20 protein-coding genes are annotated in these 22881 nt (G+C 70.2%); 1 reads left to right on the plus strand and 19 read right to left on the minus strand.

Going from position 1 to position 22881, the window contains the following annotated elements; all coding sequences use genetic code 11:
- Positions 1 to 76: 76 nt before the first annotated feature.
- Positions 77 to 1315: an MFS transporter gene (locus BMY89_RS17420; RefSeq protein ID WP_092381045.1), complete on the plus strand. Its 1239-nt coding sequence runs from the start codon at positions 77 to 79 to the stop codon at positions 1313 to 1315.
- A gap of 89 nt (positions 1316 to 1404) precedes the next feature.
- Here the strand turns inward: BMY89_RS17420 and BMY89_RS17425 are convergent, their stop codons facing one another.
- From BMY89_RS17425 to BMY89_RS17515, 19 genes are all read right to left on the minus strand, one after another.
- Positions 1405 to 2478 (minus strand): polyprenyl synthetase family protein, encoded by a 1074-nt coding sequence (locus tag BMY89_RS17425; protein ID WP_092381214.1) that lies wholly within the window; start codon positions 2476 to 2478, stop codon positions 1405 to 1407.
- Between the two features lie 102 nt (positions 2479 to 2580).
- Positions 2581 to 4131 (minus strand): NADH-quinone oxidoreductase subunit NuoN, encoded by a 1551-nt coding sequence (nuoN, locus tag BMY89_RS17430; protein ID WP_092381046.1) that lies wholly within the window; start codon positions 4129 to 4131, stop codon positions 2581 to 2583.
- Between the two features lie 88 nt (positions 4132 to 4219).
- The gene (locus BMY89_RS17435) at positions 4220 to 5752 is read right to left on the minus strand and encodes an NADH-quinone oxidoreductase subunit M (protein ID WP_092381047.1); all 1533 of its coding nucleotides are present in this window, start codon (positions 5750 to 5752) and stop codon (positions 4220 to 4222) included.
- Between the two features lie 79 nt (positions 5753 to 5831).
- A complete protein-coding gene (gene nuoL / locus BMY89_RS17440; protein ID WP_092381048.1) occupies positions 5832 to 7790 on the minus strand; it encodes an NADH-quinone oxidoreductase subunit L in 1959 nt (652 codons plus the stop codon).
- Between the two features lie 12 nt (positions 7791 to 7802).
- Positions 7803 to 8120 carry an NADH-quinone oxidoreductase subunit NuoK gene (gene nuoK, locus BMY89_RS17445; protein WP_092381049.1) on the minus strand — a complete coding sequence of 106 codons (318 nt, stop codon included), beginning with the start codon at positions 8118 to 8120 and terminating at the stop codon, positions 7803 to 7805.
- The gene (locus tag BMY89_RS17450) at positions 8117 to 8887 is read right to left on the minus strand and encodes an NADH-quinone oxidoreductase subunit J (RefSeq protein WP_092381050.1); all 771 of its coding nucleotides are present in this window, start codon (positions 8885 to 8887) and stop codon (positions 8117 to 8119) included. Before BMY89_RS17450 ends, nuoK begins: the two co-directional genes overlap by 4 nt.
- Complete coding sequence (gene nuoI / locus BMY89_RS17455) at positions 8884 to 9525, minus strand: NADH-quinone oxidoreductase subunit NuoI (protein ID WP_092381051.1); 642 nt, start codon at positions 9523 to 9525, stop codon at positions 8884 to 8886. Before nuoI ends, BMY89_RS17450 begins: the two co-directional genes overlap by 4 nt.
- 1 nt (position 9526) lies before the next feature.
- Positions 9527 to 10879 (minus strand): NADH-quinone oxidoreductase subunit NuoH, encoded by a 1353-nt coding sequence (gene nuoH / locus BMY89_RS17460; RefSeq protein ID WP_092381052.1) that lies wholly within the window; start codon positions 10877 to 10879, stop codon positions 9527 to 9529.
- The gene (locus tag BMY89_RS17465) at positions 10876 to 13344 is read right to left on the minus strand and encodes an NADH-quinone oxidoreductase subunit G (RefSeq protein WP_092381053.1); all 2469 of its coding nucleotides are present in this window, start codon (positions 13342 to 13344) and stop codon (positions 10876 to 10878) included. Before BMY89_RS17465 ends, nuoH begins: the two co-directional genes overlap by 4 nt.
- Positions 13344 to 14660, minus strand: coding sequence for an NADH-quinone oxidoreductase subunit NuoF (gene nuoF, locus BMY89_RS17470; RefSeq protein WP_092381054.1), 1317 nt, complete (start codon positions 14658 to 14660; stop codon positions 13344 to 13346). The genes BMY89_RS17465 and nuoF overlap by 1 nt, the downstream gene beginning before the upstream one ends.
- Entirely contained in the window at positions 14657 to 15697 is a 1041-nt protein-coding gene (gene nuoE, locus BMY89_RS17475) for an NADH-quinone oxidoreductase subunit NuoE (protein ID WP_092381055.1), read from the minus strand. The genes nuoF and nuoE overlap by 4 nt, the downstream gene beginning before the upstream one ends.
- Complete coding sequence (locus BMY89_RS17480; protein WP_092381056.1) at positions 15694 to 17019, minus strand: NADH-quinone oxidoreductase subunit D; 1326 nt, start codon at positions 17017 to 17019, stop codon at positions 15694 to 15696. Before BMY89_RS17480 ends, nuoE begins: the two co-directional genes overlap by 4 nt.
- On the minus strand, positions 17016 to 17747 hold the full coding sequence (locus BMY89_RS17485) for an NADH-quinone oxidoreductase subunit C (protein ID WP_092381057.1): 732 nt from the start codon (positions 17745 to 17747) through the stop codon (positions 17016 to 17018). Before BMY89_RS17485 ends, BMY89_RS17480 begins: the two co-directional genes overlap by 4 nt.
- Positions 17744 to 18421 carry a NuoB/complex I 20 kDa subunit family protein gene (locus tag BMY89_RS17490; RefSeq protein WP_092381058.1) on the minus strand — a complete coding sequence of 226 codons (678 nt, stop codon included), beginning with the start codon at positions 18419 to 18421 and terminating at the stop codon, positions 17744 to 17746. The genes BMY89_RS17485 and BMY89_RS17490 overlap by 4 nt, the downstream gene beginning before the upstream one ends.
- Positions 18422 to 18434: 13 nt before the next feature.
- Positions 18435 to 18800 (minus strand): NADH-quinone oxidoreductase subunit A, encoded by a 366-nt coding sequence (locus BMY89_RS17495; RefSeq protein ID WP_092381059.1) that lies wholly within the window; start codon positions 18798 to 18800, stop codon positions 18435 to 18437.
- Positions 18801 to 18909: 109 nt separating this feature from the next.
- The gene (locus BMY89_RS17500) at positions 18910 to 20184 is read right to left on the minus strand and encodes a geranylgeranyl reductase family protein (protein ID WP_092381060.1); all 1275 of its coding nucleotides are present in this window, start codon (positions 20182 to 20184) and stop codon (positions 18910 to 18912) included.
- A gap of 194 nt (positions 20185 to 20378) precedes the next feature.
- Positions 20379 to 20588: a DUF2267 domain-containing protein gene (locus BMY89_RS17505; RefSeq protein WP_092381061.1), complete on the minus strand. Its 210-nt coding sequence runs from the start codon at positions 20586 to 20588 to the stop codon at positions 20379 to 20381.
- Positions 20589 to 20648: 60 nt separating this feature from the next.
- Entirely contained in the window at positions 20649 to 21359 is a 711-nt protein-coding gene (locus tag BMY89_RS17510; RefSeq protein ID WP_092381062.1) for a demethylmenaquinone methyltransferase, read from the minus strand.
- A gap of 135 nt (positions 21360 to 21494) precedes the next feature.
- A complete protein-coding gene (locus BMY89_RS17515; RefSeq protein ID WP_092381063.1) occupies positions 21495 to 22664 on the minus strand; it encodes a hypothetical protein in 1170 nt (389 codons plus the stop codon).
- Positions 22665 to 22881: the final 217 nt, after the last annotated feature.

Consider the following 22881-nt stretch of genomic DNA (forward strand, 5'->3'; position numbering starts at 1 on the left):
AGGTCATCGGAGCAGAGATGTGAGGTCGGACGCACTTTCCGTCGCCGAGATGCGGCTGACGTAGGTTGGCCCCACCATGACCAACAGCGCCCCCGCCCACGCTCGGGAAGCCGCCGCACGGCCCGTCCGGGCGAGCGCCGTGGCGGTCGCCGTCACCATCGCCTGCGTCCTGCCGGTCTTCCTGGTCGGTGGCCTCGCCGTGCAGATGCGGGCCGAGTTGGGCTTCTCCCCCGCCGGGCTGGGGCTCGTCGTGGCGGTCTACTTCGGGGTCGGCGCGCTCGCCTCGGTGCCCTCCGGTGCGCTGGTCGAACGGTGGGGCGGTGCCGTGGTTGCCCGGACCGGCATCCTGGTCTCCGCCGGCAGTCTGCTCGCCGTGGCGCTGCTGGCCCGGTCCTATCCGGTGCTGTTCGGCCTGCTGGCCGTGGCCGGCACCGCGAACGCCTTCGGCCAGCTGTCCAGCAACGTCCTGCTGGCCCGGCACGTGCCGCCACGCCGGCAGGGCCTGTCGTTCGGCGTCAAACAGGCGGCCATCCCGATCTCCACGCTGCTGGCCGGCGCGGCGGTGCCCGCCCTCGCACTCACCGTCGGCTGGCGGTGGGCGTTCGTGGCCGCCGCCGCTGCCGCTCTGGCCACGCTGCCGGCCGTACCCTCGCAGGGCCCGCAACCAGCCCGCCCGGCCGCCGCCAGGACCGGCAGCGCGAGCGTGGGGCTGGTCGTCGTCGGGGTGGCCGCGACCCTCGCCGCGGGCGCGGCGAACGCCCTGGGCACCTTCGTGGTGGACGCCTCGGTCGACCGGGGTCTCGAGCCGGGCCTGGCGGGACTCACCCTGACCCTCGGCGGTGCCGTCTGCGTCGCCGCCCGGATCGGGGTCGGCTGGCTGGCCGATCGCCGCTCCGGCGGGCACATCAGCGTGATAGCCGGCCTGCTGGTGGCCGGCGCGGTCGGGCTGGGCCTGCTCGCGGTCTCCGGCTCCGGGCCGCTGGTGGTCGGCGTACTGCTCGGCTTCGGGCTGGGCTGGTCCTGGCCGGGGCTGATGAACTTCGCGGTGGTCCAGCTACATCCCCAGGCGCCGGCCGCCGCCACCTCGATAACGCAGACCGGGGTGTACGCGGGCGGCTGCCTCGGCCCGCTCACGCTGGGCCCACTGGCCGCCGCGGCCGGCTACCCCGCGATGTGGCTCACGGCCGCCATCGCCATGCTCGCCGCCGCCGCCCTCATGCTCACCGCCACCCGCCTCCTCCCCCCTCCCGCGCCCTCCCCCAGCCCCAGCCCCAGCCCCTCCCCCAGCCCCAGCCCCAGCCCCAGCCCGAGTTGATCAAGAAGTTTGCGTCTGATTTTCGGGCGTGCGGCGACCAAAACCTCTTGATCAACGGACCGGGAGGGGGTTGGGGGTGGGGGTGGGGGTTAGCTGGTGCGGTCGGCGATGTGGTCGCAGAGGGACTCCAGGGCGCGGCGGGCCGGCACGTCGGGCAGGGGGGCCAGCCGGGATCTGGCGTCCTCGGCGTAGCTGCGGACGGTCTCCCGGGCGCGCTTGAGGGCGGGGGACTCGCGGAGCAGGCCGAGGGCCTCGGCGTGCAGGGCGTCGTCGGTCAGCGGGCCGGTGGAGAGGACCTCCCGCAACCGGGTGGACGAGGCGTCCGCGTCGTCCGACGCGAGAGCGTAGAGCACCGGCAGGGTCGGCACCCCCTCCCGCAGGTCGGTGCCGGGGGTCTTGCCCGACTCCGTCGACTCGCTGGCGATGTCGAGGAGGTCGTCGGAGAGCTGGAACGCCACGCCGATCGTCTCGCCGTACCCGGCCAGCGCCGCCACCTGCGCCGGGTCGGCACCGCCGAAGAGGCCACCGAAATGGGCGCTGGTGGCGATCAGCGAGCCGGTCTTCTCGGCGATCACCCGCAGGTAGTGCGCCACCGCATCGTCGTCGGCGCGCGGGCCGACGGTTTCGGCGATCTGCCCGTGCACCAGCCGGGCGAAGGTACGCGCCTGCAGACGTACCGCCTCGGGGCCCAGCTCGGCCGCGACGTCCGCGGCCCGGGCGAAGAGGTAGTCGCCGACCAGGATGGCAACCGAGTTGGTCCACCGGGAGTTGGCGCTGGGCGCGCCCCGGCGCACCGACGCCTCGTCCATCACGTCGTCGTGGTACAGCGTGGCCAGATGGGTCAGCTCCACCACCACGGCCGACGACACGACCTCCGGCCGGGTCGGATCGCCGAACTGGGCGCCCAGGGCCACCAGCAGCGGCCGGAAACGCTTACCGCCGGCCTCGACCAGGTGCCCGGCCGCCTCGGTCACGAACGGGTCGGCGCTGGCGATGCTGGCCCGCAGCTCCGACTCGACCGAACCCAGCACACCCAGCACGGACTCCTCGGTGGGCGGATCGGCGAGATGAAGGCCGAGCGCGCCGAACTGAGTCGCGCCGTGCCGGTTCCGGCGACCACCGGAGCCGGTGACACCTGAACCTTCGCCACCCCTAATCGCCACCACTCCACCATGCCACACACGTTCTACCTGCACCGGACCGGGGATACGAGGCGAGGGCCGGCCCACAGGCGGTGGGCCGGCCCTCGACGAACAGCTCCTGCCCTACCGGACGAAGTCCGCGGCCGAGGTGGCCAGGTCGAGCAGCGGCGCCGGCGCGACACCGAGCACCAGGGTGGCGAGCACCCCGATCACCAGCGCCGCCGAGGTCAGTCCGCCAGGAACGGCGACGGTCGGCGTCGACTCGCCCGGCTCGGAGAGCCACATCATCACCACGACCCGCAGGTACGGGAAGGCCAGCACCATGCTGCTCAGCACGCCGGCGATCACCAGCCACACCTGCCCGCCCTCCAGGGCCGGGCCGAAGACCGCGAACTTGCTGGTGAAGCCGCTGGTCATCGGGATACCCGCGAAGGCGAGCAGGATGAAGGTGAAGGCCGAGGCGTACAGCGGTGACTTGCGGCCCAGACCGGCCCAGCGGGACAGGTGGGTGGCCTCCCCGTCGGCGTCCCGCACCAGCGTCACCACCGCGAACGCGGCCAGCACGGTGAAGCCGTACGCGACCAGGTAGAACATGGTGCCGGAGAGCCCTTCGCTGCCCGGCGCCAGCACACCGACCAGCAGGTAACCGGCGTTGGCGATCGACGAGTACGCCAGCAGCCGCTTGATGTCGGTCTGGGTCACCGCGAACAGCGCGCCGACCAGCATGGTGAGCACCGCCACCACGCCGAGCACCGGGGTGAAGTCCCACCGCGCGCCCTCGAAGGCGACGTGGAACACCCGCAGCAGGGCCCCGAACGCGGCGACCTTGGTGCACGCCGCCATGAACCCGGTCAACGGCGTCGGCGCACCCTGGTACACGTCCGGCGTCCAGACGTGGAACGGTGCTGCCGCCGCCTTGAACAGCAGCCCGATGGCGACCAGAGCCATGCCGGCGAAGAGCAGCACCGGGCTCGCCGTCGAGTTCGCCACTGCCGCGTTGACGGTGGCGAAGTCGACGCCGGCCTGACGGTCGCCCAGACCGGCGGTGAAACCGTAGATGAGCGCCAGCCCGAACAGGAAGAACGCCGAGGCGTACGCGCCGAGCAGGAAGTACTTCATCGCCGCCTCCTGGCTCAGCAGTCGCCGGCGACGAGCCAGCGCGCAGAGCAGGTAGAGCGGCAGCGAGAAGACCTCGAGCGCGATGAACATGGTCAGCAGGTCGTTCGCCGACACGAAGATCAGCATTCCGGCGATGGCGAAGGTGGTCAGCGGGTACACCTCGCCGGCACCACCGACGTTCTCCGCCTGCCGCCGGTCCTCCGGGGAGTCGGCGGTCACCGCGGCGTGGGCGACGAACGCCCCACCCCGCTCGACCGCACGCTCGCCGATCAGCAGCAGCGCCACCGCCGACAGCGCCAGGATCGCGCCCTGGAGGAACAGCGTCGGCCCGTCGACGGCGATCACCCCGATGGTGATCACCCGCTTGTCGGCGTTGAACACCACCATGGTCAGCGCCGCGAGCACCGCCAGCAGCGCCAGCGGCAGCTGGACGGGATGCCGCAGCCGCCGGGGAACGAACGCCTCGACCAGCACCCCGAGCACCGCCGCGCTCAGCATGATCAGGATAGGTGCGAGTGCCGCATAGTCGATCGGCGGCAGTTCAAGCTCGGTCACCGGACCAGCCTTTCGTTCGCGACTGCGGGGCTCGCAAGCTCACTCCTCGCGCTCACCGGACCAGCCTTTCGTTCCGCGACTGCGGGGCTCATCGGCTCGCCTCCTGGAGGGTGTCCACCGTCGGGGCCGGGTCGGACCGACCGACGTCCTCCAGGGTCGCCTGGATGGCGGGGTTGATCACATCCGTCACCGGCTTCGGGTAGAAGCCGAGCAGCACGATCAGCGCGATCAGCGGCGCGACCACGAACTTCTCGCGCAGGTTGAGGTCACGCTTCATCCCGTCGATCTCGGTCAGCGCCGGGTTCAGCGTGCCCTGGGTGGTGCGCTGCACCATCCACAGCACGTAGGCCGCCGCCAGGATGATGCCCAGCGTGGCGATGATGGCGACCGGCTTGTTGACGGTGAAGGTGCCGATCAGTACGAGGAACTCGGAGACGAACGGTGCCGTGCCGGGCAGGGCCAGCGAGGCGAGGCCGGCGAAGAAGAGCACCCCGGCCAGCACCGGCACGAGCTTGCCGGCGCCACCGAAGTCACTGACCAGCGCCGAGCCCCGGCGGCTGATCAACATGCCGACCACCAGGAAGAGCAGGCCGGTGGCCAGCCCGTGGTTGACCATGTAGAGCACCGCACCGGTGCCCGCCTGGGTGGTGAAGGCGAAGATGCCCACGCCGATGAAGCCAAAGTGGGCGATCGACGTGTACGACACCAGCCGCTTCAGGTCGTTCTGCCCGACCGCCAGCAGCGCGGCGTAGATGATGCCGATCACCGCGAGGCCCAGCGCCCAGGGCGCGAACCACTGGGCCGCGTCCGGGAACAGCGGCAGGCAGTAGCGCAGGATGCCGAAGGTGCCGACCTTGTCCAGCACGCCGACCAGCAGCGCCGCGGCGCCGGCCGGCGCGGCACCACCGGCGTCCGGCAACCAGGTGTGGAACGGGAAGAACGGCGCCTTGATCGCGAAGGCGATGAAGAAGCCGAGGAAGAGCCAGCGCTCGGCGCCGGTGGAGATGTCCACCTCGGACAGCGCCACCCAGTCGAAGGTCTTGCCGCCGACGACCCACAGGCCGATCACGGCGGCCAGCATGAACAGGCCGCCGACCAGCGAGTAGAGGAAGAACTTGACGGCCGCGTACTGCCGCTGGTGGCCGCCGTAGCTGCCGATCAGGAAGTACATCGGCACCAGCATGACCTCGAAGAACACGTAGAACAGGAAGACGTCGGCGGCGGCGAAGACACCGAGCATCGTGCATTCGAGGACGAGCAGCAGCGCGAAGTAGACCGGCACCGAACGCTTCGAGGACTCGGCGTCGTGCCAGGAGGCGAGAATCACCAGCGGCACCAGCACCGCGATCAGCATCAGCATGACCAGCGCGATGCCGTCGGCGGCGAAGGTGAAGCTGACCCCCCAGTTCGGGATCCACGGGTACGACTCACGGAACTGGAAGCGCTGACCGTCGACCTGCCAGCTGACCCACATGACCACGGACAGCGCCAGCACCAGCAGCGACCAGCCGAGCGCCACCTGCTTGGCCAGCGTGGGCCGGCTGCGCGGCAGGAGGGCGACCACCACGGCGCCGACCAGCGGTGCCACGGTGAGCACCGAGAGGAACGGGAAGTCGGACATTATGCGGCCTTACCTCCGTCGTCACTGTGCGGTCCGCCGGCGACGGCCGCCTGAGAGGCTGTCGGCCTCTTGAGGTCGATCACGCCAACCACCCCGCCTGTACGGCCAGGAAGGCGGCCACCACCAGCAGCGCGCCGGTCAGGATCGAGGTGGCGTACGACCGGACGAAGCCGGTCTGCAGCCGCCGGAGCCGGCTCGAACCGCCGCCGACGCCGGCCGCCAAGCCGTTGACCAGCCCGTCGATCCCCCGGTTGTCCAGGTAGACCAGTGCCCGGGTGAGGAAGACGCCCGGCTTCTCGAAGACCGCCTCGTTGACCGCGTCGGTGTACAGGTTCTTGCGGGCGGCGGTGACCAGCACCCCGGCCGGCTGCGGCTCGATCGCCGTGCCGCCCCGGAACAGGAACCAGCCCAGCAGGGCACCGAGCACGGTGACACCCAGCGACAGCGCGACGATCGCCCAGTGCGGAAGCACCGCGTCGTGGTGTGCTTCGGCGACCGCGAGGCCGGAGGTGGCGGTCAGCCAGTCCGGGACGGAGGTGGCCAGCAGCCAGCCGGCGCCCAGCGAGCCGATGCCGAGCAGGATCAGCGGGATGGTCATCAGCGGCGGGGACTCGTGCGGGTGCTCGATGTCCGTGGTCCAACGCTTCGGGCCGTGGAAGGTGAGCACGAAGAGCCGGGTCATGTAGAACGCGGTCAGCGCTGCGCCGAGCACCGCCGCCCCGCCGAACAGCCAGGCCGTCCAGCCCTCCCGCTCGAAGGCGGCGGCGATGATCGGTTCCTTGGAGAAGTACCCGGAGAACGGGAACATGCCGATGATGGCGAGCCAGCCCGCGCCGAAGGTCAGCCAGGTGATCTTCATGTACTTCGACAGCCCGCCGAACCGGCGGATGTCCACCTGGTCGGACATGCCGTGCATGACCGAGCCGGCGCCGAGGAACATGTTCGCCTTGAAGAAGCCGTGCGCCAGCAGGTGCACGATGGCCAGCGCGTACGCCCCGCCGCCCAGACCGACGCCGAGGAACATGTAGCCGATCTGGCTCACCGTCGACCAGGCCAGCACCCGCTTGATGTCGTCCTTGGCGCAGCCGATGATCGCGCCGATCAGCAGCGTCAACGCGCCGACGCTGACCACCACCAGTTGCAGCGTGGCGTTGGCCGAGAAGATGATGTTGGAGCGGGCGATCAGGTAGACACCCGCGGTGACCATCGTCGCGGCGTGGATCAGCGCCGACACCGGGGTCGGGCCCTCCATCGCGTCCGGCAACCATGCCTGGAGCGGGAACTGGCCGGACTTGCCGGCCGCGCCGAGCAGCAACAGCAGGCCCATCGCCAGCACCGTGCCGCCGGCCAGCGCGCCAACCGAGTTGAACACCTCGTCGTACTGGGTGGTGCCCAGGGTGGCGAACATGATGAAGATGGCGATCGCCAGGCCGGCGTCGCCGACCCGGTTCATCAGGAACGCCTTCTTACCGGCGGTGGCGGCGGCCGGCTTGGTGTACCAGAAGGAGATCAGCAGGTACGACGCCAGACCGACGCCCTCCCAGCCGAAGTAGAGCATCACGTAGTTGTTGCCGAGGACCAGCAGCAGCATGGCCGCGACGAACAGGTTGAAATAGGCGAAGAAGCGCCGCCGGCCCTCGTCGTGGGCCATGTACTCGACCGCGTACAGGTGGATCAGGAAGCCCACGCCGGTGATCAGCAGGACGAAGACCCCGGCCAGCGGGTCGAACAGCAGGCCGAAGTCCACGTGCAGACCGCCGACCACGATGAAGTCCCAGAGACTCAGCTGGACCGACTTGTTCTCCAGGCCGCGCAGGCCGATGAAGTAGGTCAGACCGAGTAGGAACGCGGCACCGATGGAGGCCACCCCGAGCCAGTGTCCCCAACGGTCGGCCCGCCGCCCGAGCAACAGCAGGACCATCGCGCTGACCAGCGGGATCGCCACCAGCAGCCAGACGCTGCTCAGCAGCCCGTCGGCCGTCGCATACGTGACGGTCCCGGCGGGAGCAGCCTGGGCGTACGTCAAGATTTCGTCCACCGGTGGGCCCCTCTAGTACTTCAACAAGTTGGCGTCGTCGACGCTGGCGGAGCGTCGGGTACGGAAGATCGCCATGATGATGGCCAACCCGACCACGACCTCGGCCGCCGCCACCACCATCACGAAGAACGCCATGATCTGGCCGTTGAGGTCACCGTTCATCCGGCTGAAGGTGACCAGCGCCAGGTTGGCCGCGTTGAGCATCAGCTCGACACACATGAACAGCACGATCGCGTTGCGCCGAACCAGCACCCCGGCCGCACCGATGGTGAACAGCACCGCCGAGAGGACCAGGTAGTAGTTCGGTTCGACCGAGAAGAAGTCGCTCACTTTTCAGTGCCCTTCAACGTGGTCTCCTCGGCCGTCAGCTCCCGCACCGGCAGGATGTCCGGCGTGCTCCGGTCGCTGAGCCGACCGTCCGGCAGGCGGGCCGGGGTGGCGACCGACGAGGAGGTGGCGAAGACGCCCGGACCGGGCCTCGGTCCGGGGTAGTTGCCGGGCGCGAAGCGGGCCTTCATGGTGGCCACCTGATCGCGCTTGTCCTCCTTGCGCCGCTCGACGTGCGCCAGGATCATGCCGCCGATGGTGGCGGTGATCAGCAGCGCCGCGGTGAGCTCGAACGCGAAGACGTAGTCGGTGAAGAGCAGCCGGGCGATTCCCTGCACGTTGCCGCCGGAGTTGGCTTGCTCCAGGCCCACCGGCACGGTGCCCTCGGTGGCCCGGTAGACCCCGCTGCCGAGCAGGACGGCGAAGCCCACGCCCAACCCGATCGCCGCGATCCGCTGGCCGCGCAGCACCTCGATCAGCGAGTCGGACGCCTCGCGGCCCACCAGCATCAGCACGAACAGGAAGAGCATCATGATCGCGCCGGTGTAGACGATGATCTGCACCATGCCGATGAACGGGCCGGCCTGCAGGACGTAGAACACGCCCAGGCTGAGCATGGTCAGCACCAGCCAGAGCGCCGAGTGCACCGCGTTGCGGGACGCGACCATGCCGATCGCGCCGGCCAGGGCGAGCGGGGCGAGGATCCAGAAGGTCACCGCCTCGCCGCCGGAGACCGCGCCGGAGGCGGCGAGCAGCGTCGAGGTGTTCATGCCGACTCCCCCTTCTCCGCCTCGGCCCGCGCGGCGGCCTGCTCGGCACCGGGGAAGGTGACGCCCGGGTGCTCGTCCACCTGGTAGTGGCCCGGGCCCATCGGTGACCGCTCCGCCCCGGCCGAGGTGCCCGGGTTGGTGAGGCTGCCGATGTAGTAGTCCTTCTCGCTGTCACCGAGTCGCATCGGGTGCGGCGGCTGCTCCATCCCCGGCAGCAGCGGCGCCAGCAGCTGCTCCTTGGTGAAGATCAGGTCCTGCCGGTTGTCCCGGGCCAGCTCGTACTCGTTGCTCATCGTCAACGAGCGGGTCGGGCAGGCCTCGATGCAGAGCCCGCAGAAGATGCACCGGGCGTAGTTGATCTGGTAGACGCTGGCGTACCGCTCACCGGGCGAGAAGCGCTGCTCGTCGGTGTTGTCGCCACCCTCGACGTAGATCGCGTCCGCCGGGCAGGCCCAGGCGCACAGCTCGCAGCCGATGCACTTCTCCAGCCCGTCCGGGTACCGGTTGAGAATGTGCCGCCCGTGGTAGCGCGGCGCCGGCGTCGGCGGGGTGAACGGGTAGTCGGTCGTGACGACCTTCCTGAACATGTGCGAGAAGGTGACCCCGAAGCCCTTGAACGTTCCGGTAATCGCGCCCACGTCACACCTCCTCAGAGTCCTGGCCGGCGGGAACGTTGGCCGGCTCCCGCTCGGCGACCATGCGCCGGGTACGCGGGCTCGGTGGTACCTGCAGATCCATCGGGGGCAGCGGGAAGCTGCCCGGCGGCCGGTTCTCGACCTGCTCGGCGAGGCTCGGCTGCGGCTGTGGCTTGCGGCTCGGCCAGAACAGCGCGGCGAGCAGCACGATGCCGGCCGGGATGCCGATGGCGTACATCCGGCTCTGGGTGTCCCAGTCGTCGATGGTGCGCAGGCCGGCGAGGACCACGATCCAGACCAGGCTGATCGGGATGAGCACCTTCCAGCCGAGGCGCATCAGCTGGTCGTACCGCAGCCGGGGCAGCGTGCCGCGCAGCCAGACGAAGACGAAGACCATCAGGATGACCTTGGCGAAGAACCAGAGCAGCGGCCACCAGCCGGAGTTGGCGCCCGACCACATGGTGATCGGCCACGGCGCGTGCCAGCCGCCCAGGAAGAGCGTCACGGTGAAGGCCGACATGGTCACCATCGCGACGTACTCGCTGAGCATGATCAGCGCGAACTTGAGCGAGCTGTACTCCGTCATGAAGCCGGCGACCAGCTCCGACTCCGCCTCGGGCAGGTCGAACGGCGGCCGGTTGGTCTCGCCGACGATCGAGATGAAGAAGACGACGAAGCTGGGGAAGAGGAGCACGGCGTACCAGCCCGGTGCCTGGATGTCGAAGCCGAGCAGGCTCAGCTGGGTGCCGTTGGCCTGCGCGGCCACGATCTCACTCGTGGACATCGTGCCGGCGAGCATGAAGACCGCCACGATGGACAGCCCCAGCGCCACCTCGTAGGAGATCAGCTGCGCGGTGGAGCGCAGGCCGCCGAGCAGCGGGTAGGTGGAGCCGGAGGCCCAGCCGGCGAGCACGATGCCGTAGACCGCCATCGACGAGAGAGCGAGCACCACCAGCACCGCGACCGGCACGTCGGTGACCTGCAGCGGCGTCTGGTGGCCGAAGATGCTCACCATCGGGCCGAAGGGGATCACCGAGAGCGCGGTGACCGCGCAGATCACCGAGATGGCCGGGGCGAAGAAGTAGATGACCTTGTCCGCCGAGCGCGGCAGGATGTCCTCCTTGAAGGCCATCTTCAGTCCGTCGGCGAGGGTCTGCAGCAGCCCGAACGGGCCGAGCTGGTTGGGGCCGGGCCGGACCTGCATGAAGCCGACGACCCGCCGCTCGAACCAGACGCCCAGCAACGTGCCGAGCAGGGCGACGAGGAAGGCGAAGACAATCTTGCCCAGCACCAGCCACCACGGGTCGTGGCCGAAGTCGCTCAGCGACGGCGCCTGAGCGAGGTAGCTCGTGGTCACTGTGCCCGCCTCTCGTTCGCGTCGGCGTCGGCCGGCCCCGTCGTGCCGGGTACGGAGACCCGCACCACCGCGCCGGAGGTCGCGCCCAGGCTGCGCCGCACGGTCGCGCCGGGCGAGTTGGTCGGCAGCCAGACCACGCCGTCCGGCATCTCGGTGATCGCCGCCGGCAGGGTCAGCGCACCCCGGTCGGTACCCACCGTCACCGGGTCGCCGTCGGCGACGCCGAGCGCCTCGGCGGTGCCCTTGCCCAGCCGGACCACCGGCGGACGGGCGGTGCCACCCAGGTGCTCGTCACCGTCGGTCAGGCTGCCCAGGTCGACGAGCTGGTGCCAGGTCGCCAGGACCGCCTCGCCGGGGCCGAGCTGCCCGACGGTGCCCGGCTCGACCGTGGGGACGGCCGGGCGACTCACCCGGGTCGCCGGCAGGCCGCCCAGCTCACGCCGGACGGACGGCACGTCACCGGTACCCAGCCGGACGTCCAGCTGGGCCGCCAGCGCGTCGAGCACTCGGCCGTCGGTCATCGCGGCGGTGTCGAGCACCGCGTCGAAGGGACGCAGCCGGCCTTCCCAGTCCAGGAAGCTGCCGGCCTTCTCGACCACCGGCGCGACCGGCAGGACGACGTTCGCCCGACGGGTCACCGCGCTGGCCCGCAGCTCCAGGCTGACCAGGAACGGCACCGCGTCCAGGGCCTGCTCGGCCAGGCGCGGGTCGGCCAGGTCCGCCGGGTCCACCCCGGCGACCACGAGAGCGCCGAGCTGACCCGCGGCGGCGGCGGCGAGGATGCCGTCGGTGTCCCGGCCCGCCTGGCTCGGGATCGCCCCGGCCGGCAGGTCCCACGCCTCGCCCAGCTCCGCGCGAGCGGCCGGCTCGGTCACCAGCCGCCCGCCGGGCAGCAGGTTCGGCAGGCAGCCGGTGTCGACTGCGCCGCGGTCACCCGCGCGCCGCGGCACCCAGGCCAGCTTCGCTCCGGTACGCGCGGCCACCTCGGCGGCGGCGGAGAGACCACCCGGCACGGTGGCCAGCCGCTCACCCACGATCAGGATGGCGCCCTCGGTGCTGAGCGCCTCGGCGACCGTGGCGTGCTCGGCGAGCACGCCGGCCTCCTCACCCGGCACCACCCGGGCCAGCTTGGCACCGAGCTTCTCCAGGCCACGGGTGGCGAACGGCGCGATCGCGTACACCGTCAGCTTCTTCTTCAGGTACGCCTTGCGCAGTCGCAGGAAGAGGATCGGGCACTCCTCCTCCGGCTCCAGGCCGACCAGCACCACGGCGGGAGCGTTCTCGACGTCGGTGTAGGTGACGTCGGTGCTGCCGGCGACGTTGCTGGCCAGGAAGTCGGCCTCCTCACGGGAGACCGGGCGGGCCCGGAAGTCGATGTCGTTCGTGTGCAGGGCGACCCGGGCGAACTTGGCGTACGCGTACGCGTCCTCGACGGTCAGCCGACCGCCGGTGAGCACCGCCGCGCCCTGGCCGGTGTCCCGGGCGGCGCGCAGTCCCTCGGCGGCGACGCTGAGCGCCTCGCTCCAGGACGCCTCCCGCAGCTCACCGGTGCGCTCGTCGCGCACCAGCGGGGTGGTCAGCCGGTCGGCGGCGCGGGCGTACTGGAAGCCCCACCGGCCCTTGTCGCAGTTCCACTCCTCGTTGACCTGCGGGTCGTCGCCGGCCAGCCGGCGCATCACCTTGCCCCGCCGCCAGTCGGTGCGCTGGGCGCAGCCGGCCGAGCAGTGCTCGCAGACGCTCGGGCTGGAGACCAGGTCGAACGGGCGGGCCCGGAACCGGTACTGGGTGCCGGTCAGCGCGCCGACCGGGCAGATCTGCACGGTGTTGCCGGAGAAGTACGAGTTGAAGGGAACATCCCCCTCCTCGCCCTCGGCGCCGTACTCCTCGTCCCGGTAGATGTTGATTTCCTCGGCGGAGGAGCGGTTCATCAGGTCGATGAACTTGTCGCCCGCGATCTCCTCGGTGAACCGGGTGCAGCGCTGGCAGAGCACGCACCGCTCGCGGTCGAGCAGCACCTGGGTGCTGATCGGCAGCGGCTTCGGGTACTCCCGCTTGTGCTCGTGGAACCGGGAGTCGGTGCGGCCGGTCGACATCGCCTGGTTCTGCAGCGGGCACTCACCGCCCTTGTCACACATCGGGCAGTCGAGCGGATGGTTCACCAGCAGCAGCTCCATGATCCCCTCTTGCGCCTTCTTGGCGACCGGGGAGGTGAGCTGGGTACGGACCACCATGCCGTCGGCGACCGTCTGGGTGCAGGAGGCGACGGGCTTGCGCTGCCCCTCCACCTCCACCAGACACTGCCGGCAGGCGCCGGCCGGGGCCAGCAGCGGGTGGTCGCAGAACCGGGGGATCTCGGTGCCGATCTGCTCGGCGACCCGGATCAGCAGCGCCCCCTTGGGGGCGGTGACCTCGACGCCGTCGATGGTGAGGGTGACCGTGTCGGTCGACTTGGCAACGTCCGTCATTAGTGGGCTCCCACCAACTGCTTGTCGGACAACTTCGGCGCGGTCCGTCCCTCGATGTAGTCGAGGTAGTCCTGCTTGAAGTACTTCAGCGACGAGGTCACCGGGCTGGTGGCACCGTCACCCAGGCCGCAGAACGAGCGACCGAGGATGTTGTCGCAGGTGTCCAGGAGGGTGTCCAGGTCGGCCTGGGTGCCCTGGCCGGAGAGGATGCGCCGGTAGACCCGGACCATCCAGTAGTTGCCCTCCCGGCACGGGGTGCACTTGCCGCACGACTCGTGGTGGTAGAACTCCAGCCACCGGTAGGTCGCGTAGACCGGGCAGTCCTGGTCGGAGAAGATCTGGGTGGCGGTGGTGCCGAGGATCGAGCCGGCGGCGGCCACCCCCTCGAAGTCCAGCGGCACGTCCAGATGCTCGGCGGTGAGCAGCGGGGTCGACGATCCGCCCGGGGTCCAGAACTTCAGGTTGTGCCCCGGCTGCATCCCGCCGGCCAGCTCGATCAGCTCGCGCAGCGTGATGCCGAGGCCGCACTCGTACTGGCCGGGGTTGGCGATCCGTCCGGAGAGGGAGTAGATCATCGGGCCGGCGGACTTCTCGGTGCCCATCGACTTCCACCAGTCCGCGCCACCGAGCACGATGTACGGCACGCTGGCGATGGTGCCCACGTTGTTGACCACGGTGGGGCTGGCGTACAGGCCGTGGGTGGCCGGGAACGGCGGGCGCAGCCGGGGCTGGCCCCGGAAGCCCTCCAGCGAGTCGAGCAGCGCCGTCTCCTCGCCGCAGATGTACGCCCCGGCGCCGGAGTGCACCACGAGGTCCAGGTCGAAGCCCGAGCCGAGGATGTCGCGTCCGAGGTAGCCCTTGGCGTACGCCTCGTTCACCGCGTTGCGCAGCCGGCGCGCGGCGTGCACGGCCTCGCCCCGGATGTAGATGTAGGCCCGGCTCGCCCGGATCGCGTACGACGCGATGATCACGCCCTCGACCAGCGAGTGCGGGTCGTGGGTCATCAGCGGCAGGTCCTTGCAGGTGCCCGGCTCACCCTCGTCGGCGTTGACCACGAGATAGTGCGGCTTGCCGTCGCCCTGCGGGATGAAGCCCCACTTGAGACCGGTGGGGAACCCGGCACCACCGCGACCACGCAGCCCCGAGTCCTTGATCAGCTGGATCAGGTCGTCCGGGTGCGCCTTGATCGCCTTACGCAGCGCGGCGTAGCCGTCCAACTTCTCGTAGGTGCCGATCCTCCAGGCGTCCGGCGACAGCCAGCGCTTGGTCAGCACCGGCGTCAGCTTGCCCAGGATTTCCGCCGCAGGCATGGTCACTTCTGAGCCCCCTTGTCGTTCGCGGAGCCCCGGCCGTGGCCGCTGGACTCCGCTTCCCTGAGGTTGCGCTCCTGCGCCTGCGCGTCGTCGCCGGCCGGCTTGCCGTCACCGGCCGGCCGGTTGGCCGCCGCACCGGCGTCCTGCGCGGCCTGCGCGTCACCCGACGACGGCGCCGCGCCGTCGACCGGGACCTTGGTGCCGGGAGCGTCCGGCACGGCGGTCTTCGCGTCCGGCTGCCGGGTCTCGGCGGCACGTACCTCCGGCGACTTGCGGTCCGGTGCCGGCACGTCGGGTGCGGTGCTGCCGGTCGGCGTCGCCTTCGCCGGGGTGGCCGGGGCGGGCTTGTCGCCCGCCTTGCCGCTGCGGATCGGGGTGTTCGGGTCGAAGCCCGGCGCCGAGACGCCGTGCTGCTGGGCCAGCCGCAGGCCACGAAGGCTCGGCTCGCCTGGCACGCCGTCGGCGACGGCGCCCTCCCGCTCGTCGGCGAAGCCGGCGAGCTGGATCGCCATCTCCTTCAGCGTGCAGAGGCGGGCGCCCCGGCTCGGCGTGGGCCGGCCGCCAGCGCGCAGCTCGTCGACCAGTCCCACCGCGGTCTGCGGGTCGACGCCATCGAAGAAGTCGTAGTTGACGGTCAGCACCGGGCCGTAGTCGCAGGCGGCCAGACACTCGGCGTGCTCCAGCGTGACCTTGCCGTCGGCGGTGGTCTCGTCGTGCCCGACGCCGAGGTGCTCGGCGAGGGTGTCGTAGACCTCCTGGCCGCCGAGCACGTTGCACATGGTGTTGGTGCAGACGCTGACCAGCCAGTCACCGGTGGGCCGGCGCTTGTACATCGTGTAGAAGCTGGCCACCGCGCCGACCTGGGCCTTGTTCAGGCCGAGCACCTCGGCGCAGAACGCGACGCCGGCCGGGGAGACGTAACCCTCCTCGGCCTGCACGAGGTGCAGCAGGGGCAGCAGGGCCGAACGGGACCGGTCCGCCGGGTAGCGGGCGATGATCTCCCGCGCCCTGGTCCGCGTCTCGTCAGTGAAGACAGTCACCGGTCACAACCTCCCATGACGGGGTCCAGCGAGGCGCCGCCGGCGATCACGTCGGCGATCAGGCCACCCTCGGCCATCGCGGGCAGGGCCTGGAGGTTGACGAAGCTGGGCTCGCGGTAGTGCACCCGGTACGGCCGGGTACCGCCGTCGGAGACGGCGTGCACGCCCAGCTCACCGCGGGGTGCCTCGATACCCACGTACACCTGGCCCGGCGGCACCCGGAAGCCCTCCGTCACCAGCTTGAAGTGGTGGATCAGGGACTCCATCGATTGACCCATGATCTTGGCGACGTGCTCCAGCGAGTTGCCCATGCCGTCGACGCCGATGGCCAGCTGCGCCGGCCAGGCGATCTTCTTGTCGGCCACCATCACCGGGCCGGGCCTGAGCCGGTCCAGGGCCTGCTCGACCAGCTTGAGCGACTCCCGGATCTCGGCCAGCCGCACCAGGTAACGGCCCCACACGTCGCCGTCGGTGTGCGTCGGCACGTCGAATTCGTACGTCTCGTAGCCGCAGTACGGCATGGTCTTGCGCAGGTCCCAGGCCAGCCCCGCCGAGCGGAGCACCGGACCGGTGACGCCGAGCGACACGCAGGCGGTCACGTCGAGCACCGCCACGTTCCGCGTCCGCTCCAACCAGATCGGCTGGCCGGAGAGCAGGTCCTCGTACTCCTTGAGCCGCTTCGGCATGAGCTTGAGGAAGTCGCGGATCTTGACGATCGCCTCGTCCGGCACGTCCTGGGCGACGCCACCCGGCCGGACGTACGCGTGGTTCATCCGCAGGCCGGTGATCAGCTCGAAGATCTCCAGGATGTACTCGCGCTCCCGGAAGCCGTAGAGCATGATCGAGATCGCGCCCAGCTCCATGCCGGTGGTGGCCAGCCACACCAGGTGCGAGGAGATCCGGTTCAGCTCCATCATGAGCACCCGGATGGTGTTGGCCCGCTCGGTCACGTCGTCGGTGATGCCGAGCAGCTTCTCCACCGCGAGGGAGTACGCCGTCTCGTTGAAGATCGGGGCGAGGTAGTCCATCCGGGTCACGAAGGTCGAACCCTGTACCCAGTTGCGGTACTCGAGGTTCTTCTCGATGCCGGTGTGCAGGTAGCCGACGACCGAGCGGGCCTCCCGGACGGTCTCGCCCTCCAGCTCCAGGACCAGCCGGAGCACACCGTGTGTGGACGGGTGCTGCGGGCCCATGTTGACGACGATCCGACCCTCGTTGATCGGGTCGACGCCGGAGACGACGTCGTCCCAGTCCCCGCCGGTGACGGTGAAGACCCGACCCTCGGTGGTATCGCGTTCGGTGGCGTAGTTGGACCCGGTCATTGGTAAGACCTCCGCTTGTCGGGCGGCGGGATCTCAGCGCCCTTGTACTCCACGGGCACGCCGCCGAGGGGGTAGTCCTTGCGCTGCGGGTGACCCTCCCAGTCGTCCGGCATGAGGATGCGGGTCAGCGCCGGGTGGCCGTCGAAGACGATGCCGAACATGTCGTACGCCTCCCGCTCCTGCCAGTCGGCCGTCGGGTAGACGGCGGTGACGCTGGGCAGGTGCGGGTCCTCGACGGAGACCGCGGCCTCCAGCCGGATCTGCCGCCGGTAGGTCATCGAGGTCAGCTGGTAGACGACGTGCAGCCGGCGCTCGTCGGCGCCCAGGTAGTCCACTCCGGAGACCGAGGCGCACAGCTCGAAGCGCAGCGCCGGGTCGTCCCGCATCACCTGGCAGACCTCGGCGATCCGCTCCGGGCGGATGTGCAGGGTCAGCTCGCCCCGGTCGAGGACCACCTGCTCGATCGCCTCGCCGAAGGCCGGGTACGCCTCCTCCAGCGCGTCGTACACCTCGTCGAAGTAGCCACCGTACGGCCGGGCCGCGTTCTCGACGGCGCGCTGCGGCCGGACCAGGCCACCGAAGCCGGAGACGTCACCGGTGCCCTGGTTGCCGAACATGCCCCGGCCGGCCGGGGCGGCCGGCGGGAACTCGGCGGGCGCACCGCTGGTCGCACCGGCGGGCGTCACCGGAATCGGTACGCCACCGGTGGTCGGCTTGGAGTCAGTCACTTGATCCCCCGGTACGGCTGGAGGTGGTTCTGGGCGTTCATCCAGTTCTCGATCCGCAACTGCTCCTCGCGACCCTCGCGGACGGCCTTCGTCCACTCGGCTCGCCGGGCCTTGTCGTTGCGGTACGACGAGGGCATCGAGCCGTACGGCACCACCGGCACGTCACCGCGCGCCTCGCGGGCCGCCAGCATCTTGCGGCCGTTCGGGCCGAGCGGCTCGTGGCCGATTTTCTCGCGCAGCTTGAGGATCGCGTCGATGAGCATCTCCGGCCGCGGCGGGCAGCCCGGGAGGTACATGTCGACCGGCACGACGTGGTCGACGCCCTGCACGATGGCGTAGTTGTTGAACATGCCGCCGCTGCTCGCGCAGACACCCATCGAGAGCACCCAGCGGGGCTCGGCCATCTGGTCGTAGATCTGGCGCAGCACCGGGGCCATCTTCTGGCTCACCCGACCGGCGACGATCATCAGGTCGGCCTGCCGGGGCGAGGCCCGGAAGACCTCCATGCCCCACCGGCCCATGTCGTAGTGCGGGCCACCGGCGGCCATCATCTCGATGGCGCAGCAGGCCAGGCCGAACGTGGCGCCCCAGACCGAGGACTTGCGCGACCAGTTGACCAGCTTCTCCACCGAGGTGAGCAGGACGCCGGCGGGAAGTTTCTCCTCGATACCCATTGCTGTTCCTCCCTCAGTCCCAGTCCAGGCCGCCGCGCCGCCACTCGTAGGCGTACGCGACGAAGACGGCACCGATGAACACCAACATGGCCACGAACCCGAAGACCGGCAGGATGTCGAAGGAGACCGCCCACGGGTAAAGGAAGATCATTTCCACGTCGAAGACGATGAAGAGCATCGCGGTCAGGTAGAACTTGATCGGGAACCGCGTTCCACCGATCGGCTGCGGGCTGGGCTCGATCCCACATTCATAGGCTTCGAGCTTGGCCCTGTTGTAGCGACGGGGCCCGGCGAACCGGGCGGCGGCTATCGAGAAAAGCGCGAAGGCCGCGGCGAGGGCGAACAGCCCGATGATGGGTACGTAAGGCGAGAGCGACATCTTCTTCTCCTGCTCGTCCTTCCCTGCCCTCGTTCGTTGGCAAAATTCACACTATTCACATCCCACCCGGCGACCGTCGGCGGGGGTGGACCTAACCGTGCCCACGCCCCTAAACGGCGGGCGCGACCCGGGTCATCGCATTGATCACCCGGTCCATCGCGTCACCGCCACGCGGGTCGGTGAGGTTGGCGAGCAGTTTGAGCACGAAGCGCATCAGGGTCGGATGGGGCATGCCGTGCTTCGTCGCCACGCGCATGATCTCCGGCCGGCCGATCAGCTTCACGAAAACCCCACCGAGCCGGTAGTAGCCGCCGAACCGGGCCTTCAACTCCTGCGGATACGCCATCAGCGCCCGCTCCCGCTCGACACCGGCCGGCCGGGCCAGCGCCTGGACCGCGACCTCCGCGGCCAGTTCGCCGGACTCCATCGCGTACGCGATGCCCTCGCCGTTGAACGGGTTGACCATGCCGCCGGAGTCGCCGACCAGCATGACCCCCCGGGTGTAGTGCGGTACCCGGTTGAACCCCATCGGCAGCGCCGCGCCGAGGATCGATCCCTCGGCGTTGGTCTCGTCGGTCATCCCCCACTCCGGTGGGGTGTTGGCCAGCCAGTCGGTCAGCAGCCGCCGGTAGTTGGTCTTCCCGAAGGCCGAGGAAGAGTTGAGGATGCCGAGCCCGACGTTCACCCGGCCGTCACCGAGGCCGAAGATCCAGCCGTACCCGGGCAGCAGCGCGTTGGTGTCCTTGGCCCGCAGTTCCAGCCAGGACTCCAGGTAGTTGTCGTCGTGCCGGGCCGGGGAGCGGTAGTAACGCCGCACCGCCACGCCGATCGGGCGGTCCTCCCGCTTGGCCAGCCCGAGGGAGAGTGGGAAGCGGCCGGAGACGCCGTCCGCGGCCACCACCAGCGGGGCGTGGAAGGAGGCGGGGGCCTTGTCCGGGCCGTCCTCGGCCTGCACGCCGATCACCCGGCCGTCGGCGTCGAGCACCGGACCGATGACGTTGACGCTGGTGCGAAGCTTGGCGCCGGCGGCCACGGCCCGCTGGGCGAGCAGGTCGTCGAAGTCGAGCCGGGTGCGGACCAGGCCGTAGTTGGGGAAGCTGGCGAGGTCGGGCCAGTCCAGCTCAAGCCGGACGCCGCCACCGATCACCCGCAGGCCACGGTTGTGCAGCCAGCCGGCCTCCGGCGAGGTGTCGACACCCATCCGGATCAGCTGGCGAACCGCGCGCGGAGTCAGCCCGTCGCCGCAGACCTTCTCCCGGGGGAACTCGGTCTTCTCCAGCAGCAGCACGCGTACGCCGTGCCGGGCCAGGTGGTACGCGGTCGCCGACCCACCGGGACCGGCACCCACGACGATCACGTCGGCGTCGTTCTCCACCGCGGCCATCCGAGCCTCCTCCCCGTCGCGCTCGTGAAATGCTTCACAAGCCAGCCGGGACGAGTCTAGGACCGACGGCATACGCTCGCCTTGTTAGGGCGACCTAACCTGCCCAGGAGGAAGGAAGGGCCCCCTGTTAACGCCTCAGGTAGAGCAGGGGCCCCTTGTTAACACCTCGGCCGAACATCGCTCCGAGTCGGCGCTCAGCGACGTACCGGGCCGGCGCTGTCCAGGCTGGCCCGGATGGTCTCCGGCAACTGCTCGCGCAACGCCCCACCGGCGGCCCGGTCCAGGGCCGCGAGCACCTCGGACACCACCTGGCGTACGTCGGCAGGATCCGCACCGGCCAGGTGCCGGAGCTGTTCGACCAGCTCTGCGGCGTCGCCGATGGCCACATCGTTCGGATCCGTCATGCCGGACAGCCTAAGGCAGAAAGCGGACCAAACCGGTCTAATTCTCCTAAATTGCGGAGGTCACTCCCGGATGGCCCGATGCAGGGCCACCACCCCGCCGGTCAGGTTGCGCCACGCCACGCGGCCCCAACCGGCCGACCCCACCCGCGCCGCCAGCGCCGGCTGATCCGGCCAGGCGCGAATCGACTCGGCAAGGTAGACATACGCGTCCGGGTTGCTGGAGACCGTCCGCGCCACCGCCGGCAGTGACCGCATCAGGTACGACAGGTAGACGGTGCGGAAGGCCGGGTTGACCGGGGTGCTGAACTCGCAGACCACCAGCCGGCCGCCCGGCCGGGTCACCCGGGCCAGTTCGCGCAGCGCCGCGTCGGTGTCGTTGACGTTGCGCAACGCGAAGGAGATGGTCACCGCGTCGAAGCTGCCGTCGGCGAACGGCAGCCGCAGCGCGTCCCCGGCCAGCAGCGGCACCCGAGGGCGGCTGCGCTTGCCGGCGGACAGCATGCCCAGGGACAGGTCGGCGCCGACCGCGTACGCCCCGGAGTGGGCGAGTTCCTCGGTGGAGACACCGGTGCCCGCACCCACGTCGAGCACCCGGTCCCCCGGACGCAGGTCGAGGGCGGCCCGGGTGGCGCGTCGCCAGTACCGGTCCTGCCCGAAGGAGAGGACGGTGTTGGTCAGGTCGTAGCGCGCTGCGACGCCGTCGAACATCGCGGCGACCTCGTGCGGCTGCTTGTCCAGGCTGGCGCGCTGGCCCTGCGGGGTACGGCTCACCCCTCCACTCTGCCAGCCCGGCCCTCGACCGCCCGGCCAGGGTCACCCACACAGTGCGGGCGGGATGGTTGCCCATCCCGCCCGCACTGCCTTGCGTTATATGAACGGCCCGCGCGGGCCGATGGAGAACGAACGTCAGGCGTTCGTCTTCTCGTCGCCCGGGGTCACCAGGACCACCCGGCGACGGCGGGAGACCAGGAACATGGCCACACCAGCGGCCAGCACACCCACGCCGACGCCACCGATCAGGCCGGCCTGCACACCGGTGACCGGCAGGCCACCGCCACCGCCACCGGAGCCGTCCTTGGCGGCCACGACCACCGCGAAGTCGTCGGTGTTGTCGCTCGGGTCGACGTCGACGGCCGAGAGGCCCTCGACGTTCTTCGGCAGGGCCGAGTTGGCCTGTGCGGTGCCGACGGTCTCCGGCTCGACCGCCAGCGAGTGGATGGTCACCTCGCCACCGGTCAGGCTGCTCGGCTTCACACCGTCAGCGACCTTGACCAGGTTGTAGAAGCGGGCACCGGAGTAGAGGTCGTCACCGTCCTTGTCCTGCGCGGCCGGGATGAGGACGGCCTTCTTGTACTCGCAGGTCAGGGAGGTCATCGCGTCGTTGTAGGTGCAGTCCGGCTCCTTCTCCGCGAAGGTGGCGCCCTTGGGCAGCTGCACCTCGATACGGAGACCGCTGGCGGCCTGGTCACCCTGGTTGAAGGCGCCGTAGATGAGCTGGCCGGTGTTGCCCGCGTACAGGTCGCCGGCCTCGGTGATCGTGCCACCGTCCACCTTGACGGCCTTGCGGACGTCGTCGGCGACGACGGTCAGGTCCGGCCCGGTGCCCTCGACCTTGACGTCGACGGTGACGAGGTTGTTGGACTCGTCCGGGTCGGTGCCGCCGTGCAGGATCATCGCGGTGATGGAGCCGGCCGGGCCGACCTCCGTGCCCTTGCGGGTCAGCGGGAAGAACCAATCGACGTCCTCGCCGGCGCGGATGGTGTCACCCTCGATGCCACAGAGGATCCAGCCGTCCTCGCGCGGGTTGCAGCCGCTCTCGTCGATGTCGACGAGAGCGGTCTTCAGGTCGCTGATGTCGAGGGCGACGAGCACGTTCTGGGCGTCGACGGCGCTCTTGTTCAGCAGCGAGATGCTGGCGTCCTTGCCCGGCGCACCGACCGCGATCGTGGTGCCGGTCGCCTTGATGGCGAGGTCGGCGGTGTCGTCCGCCAGAGCCGGCGCGGCGAAGGCGCCCGCCGCGAGGATGCCGGCAGCGCCAGCACCCAGATACGCGGCAGCCCGGTTACGGAAAATCATGAAGGTGTCTCCCCGTGGGGTGAAAGGAAACGTACGGGCGGGGACGTTAGCGCCTCAACGATCACCCACGCCACCCCGGAACACACCTGTCACAAGCTGCTCAGCTAATGGCCACTTAAGGATTGTCCGGATTGATGGGCCTTGCTGCCTGACCACGCCTCATCAGCCGGCCGAGGTGTTCCCAGGCTTCGAGCCAGAAGGATGATCCACGCCAGCC

The organism is Micromonospora phaseoli (genome assembly GCF_900109115.1).
GTDB lineage: Bacteria > Actinomycetota > Actinomycetes > Mycobacteriales > Micromonosporaceae > Micromonospora > Micromonospora phaseoli.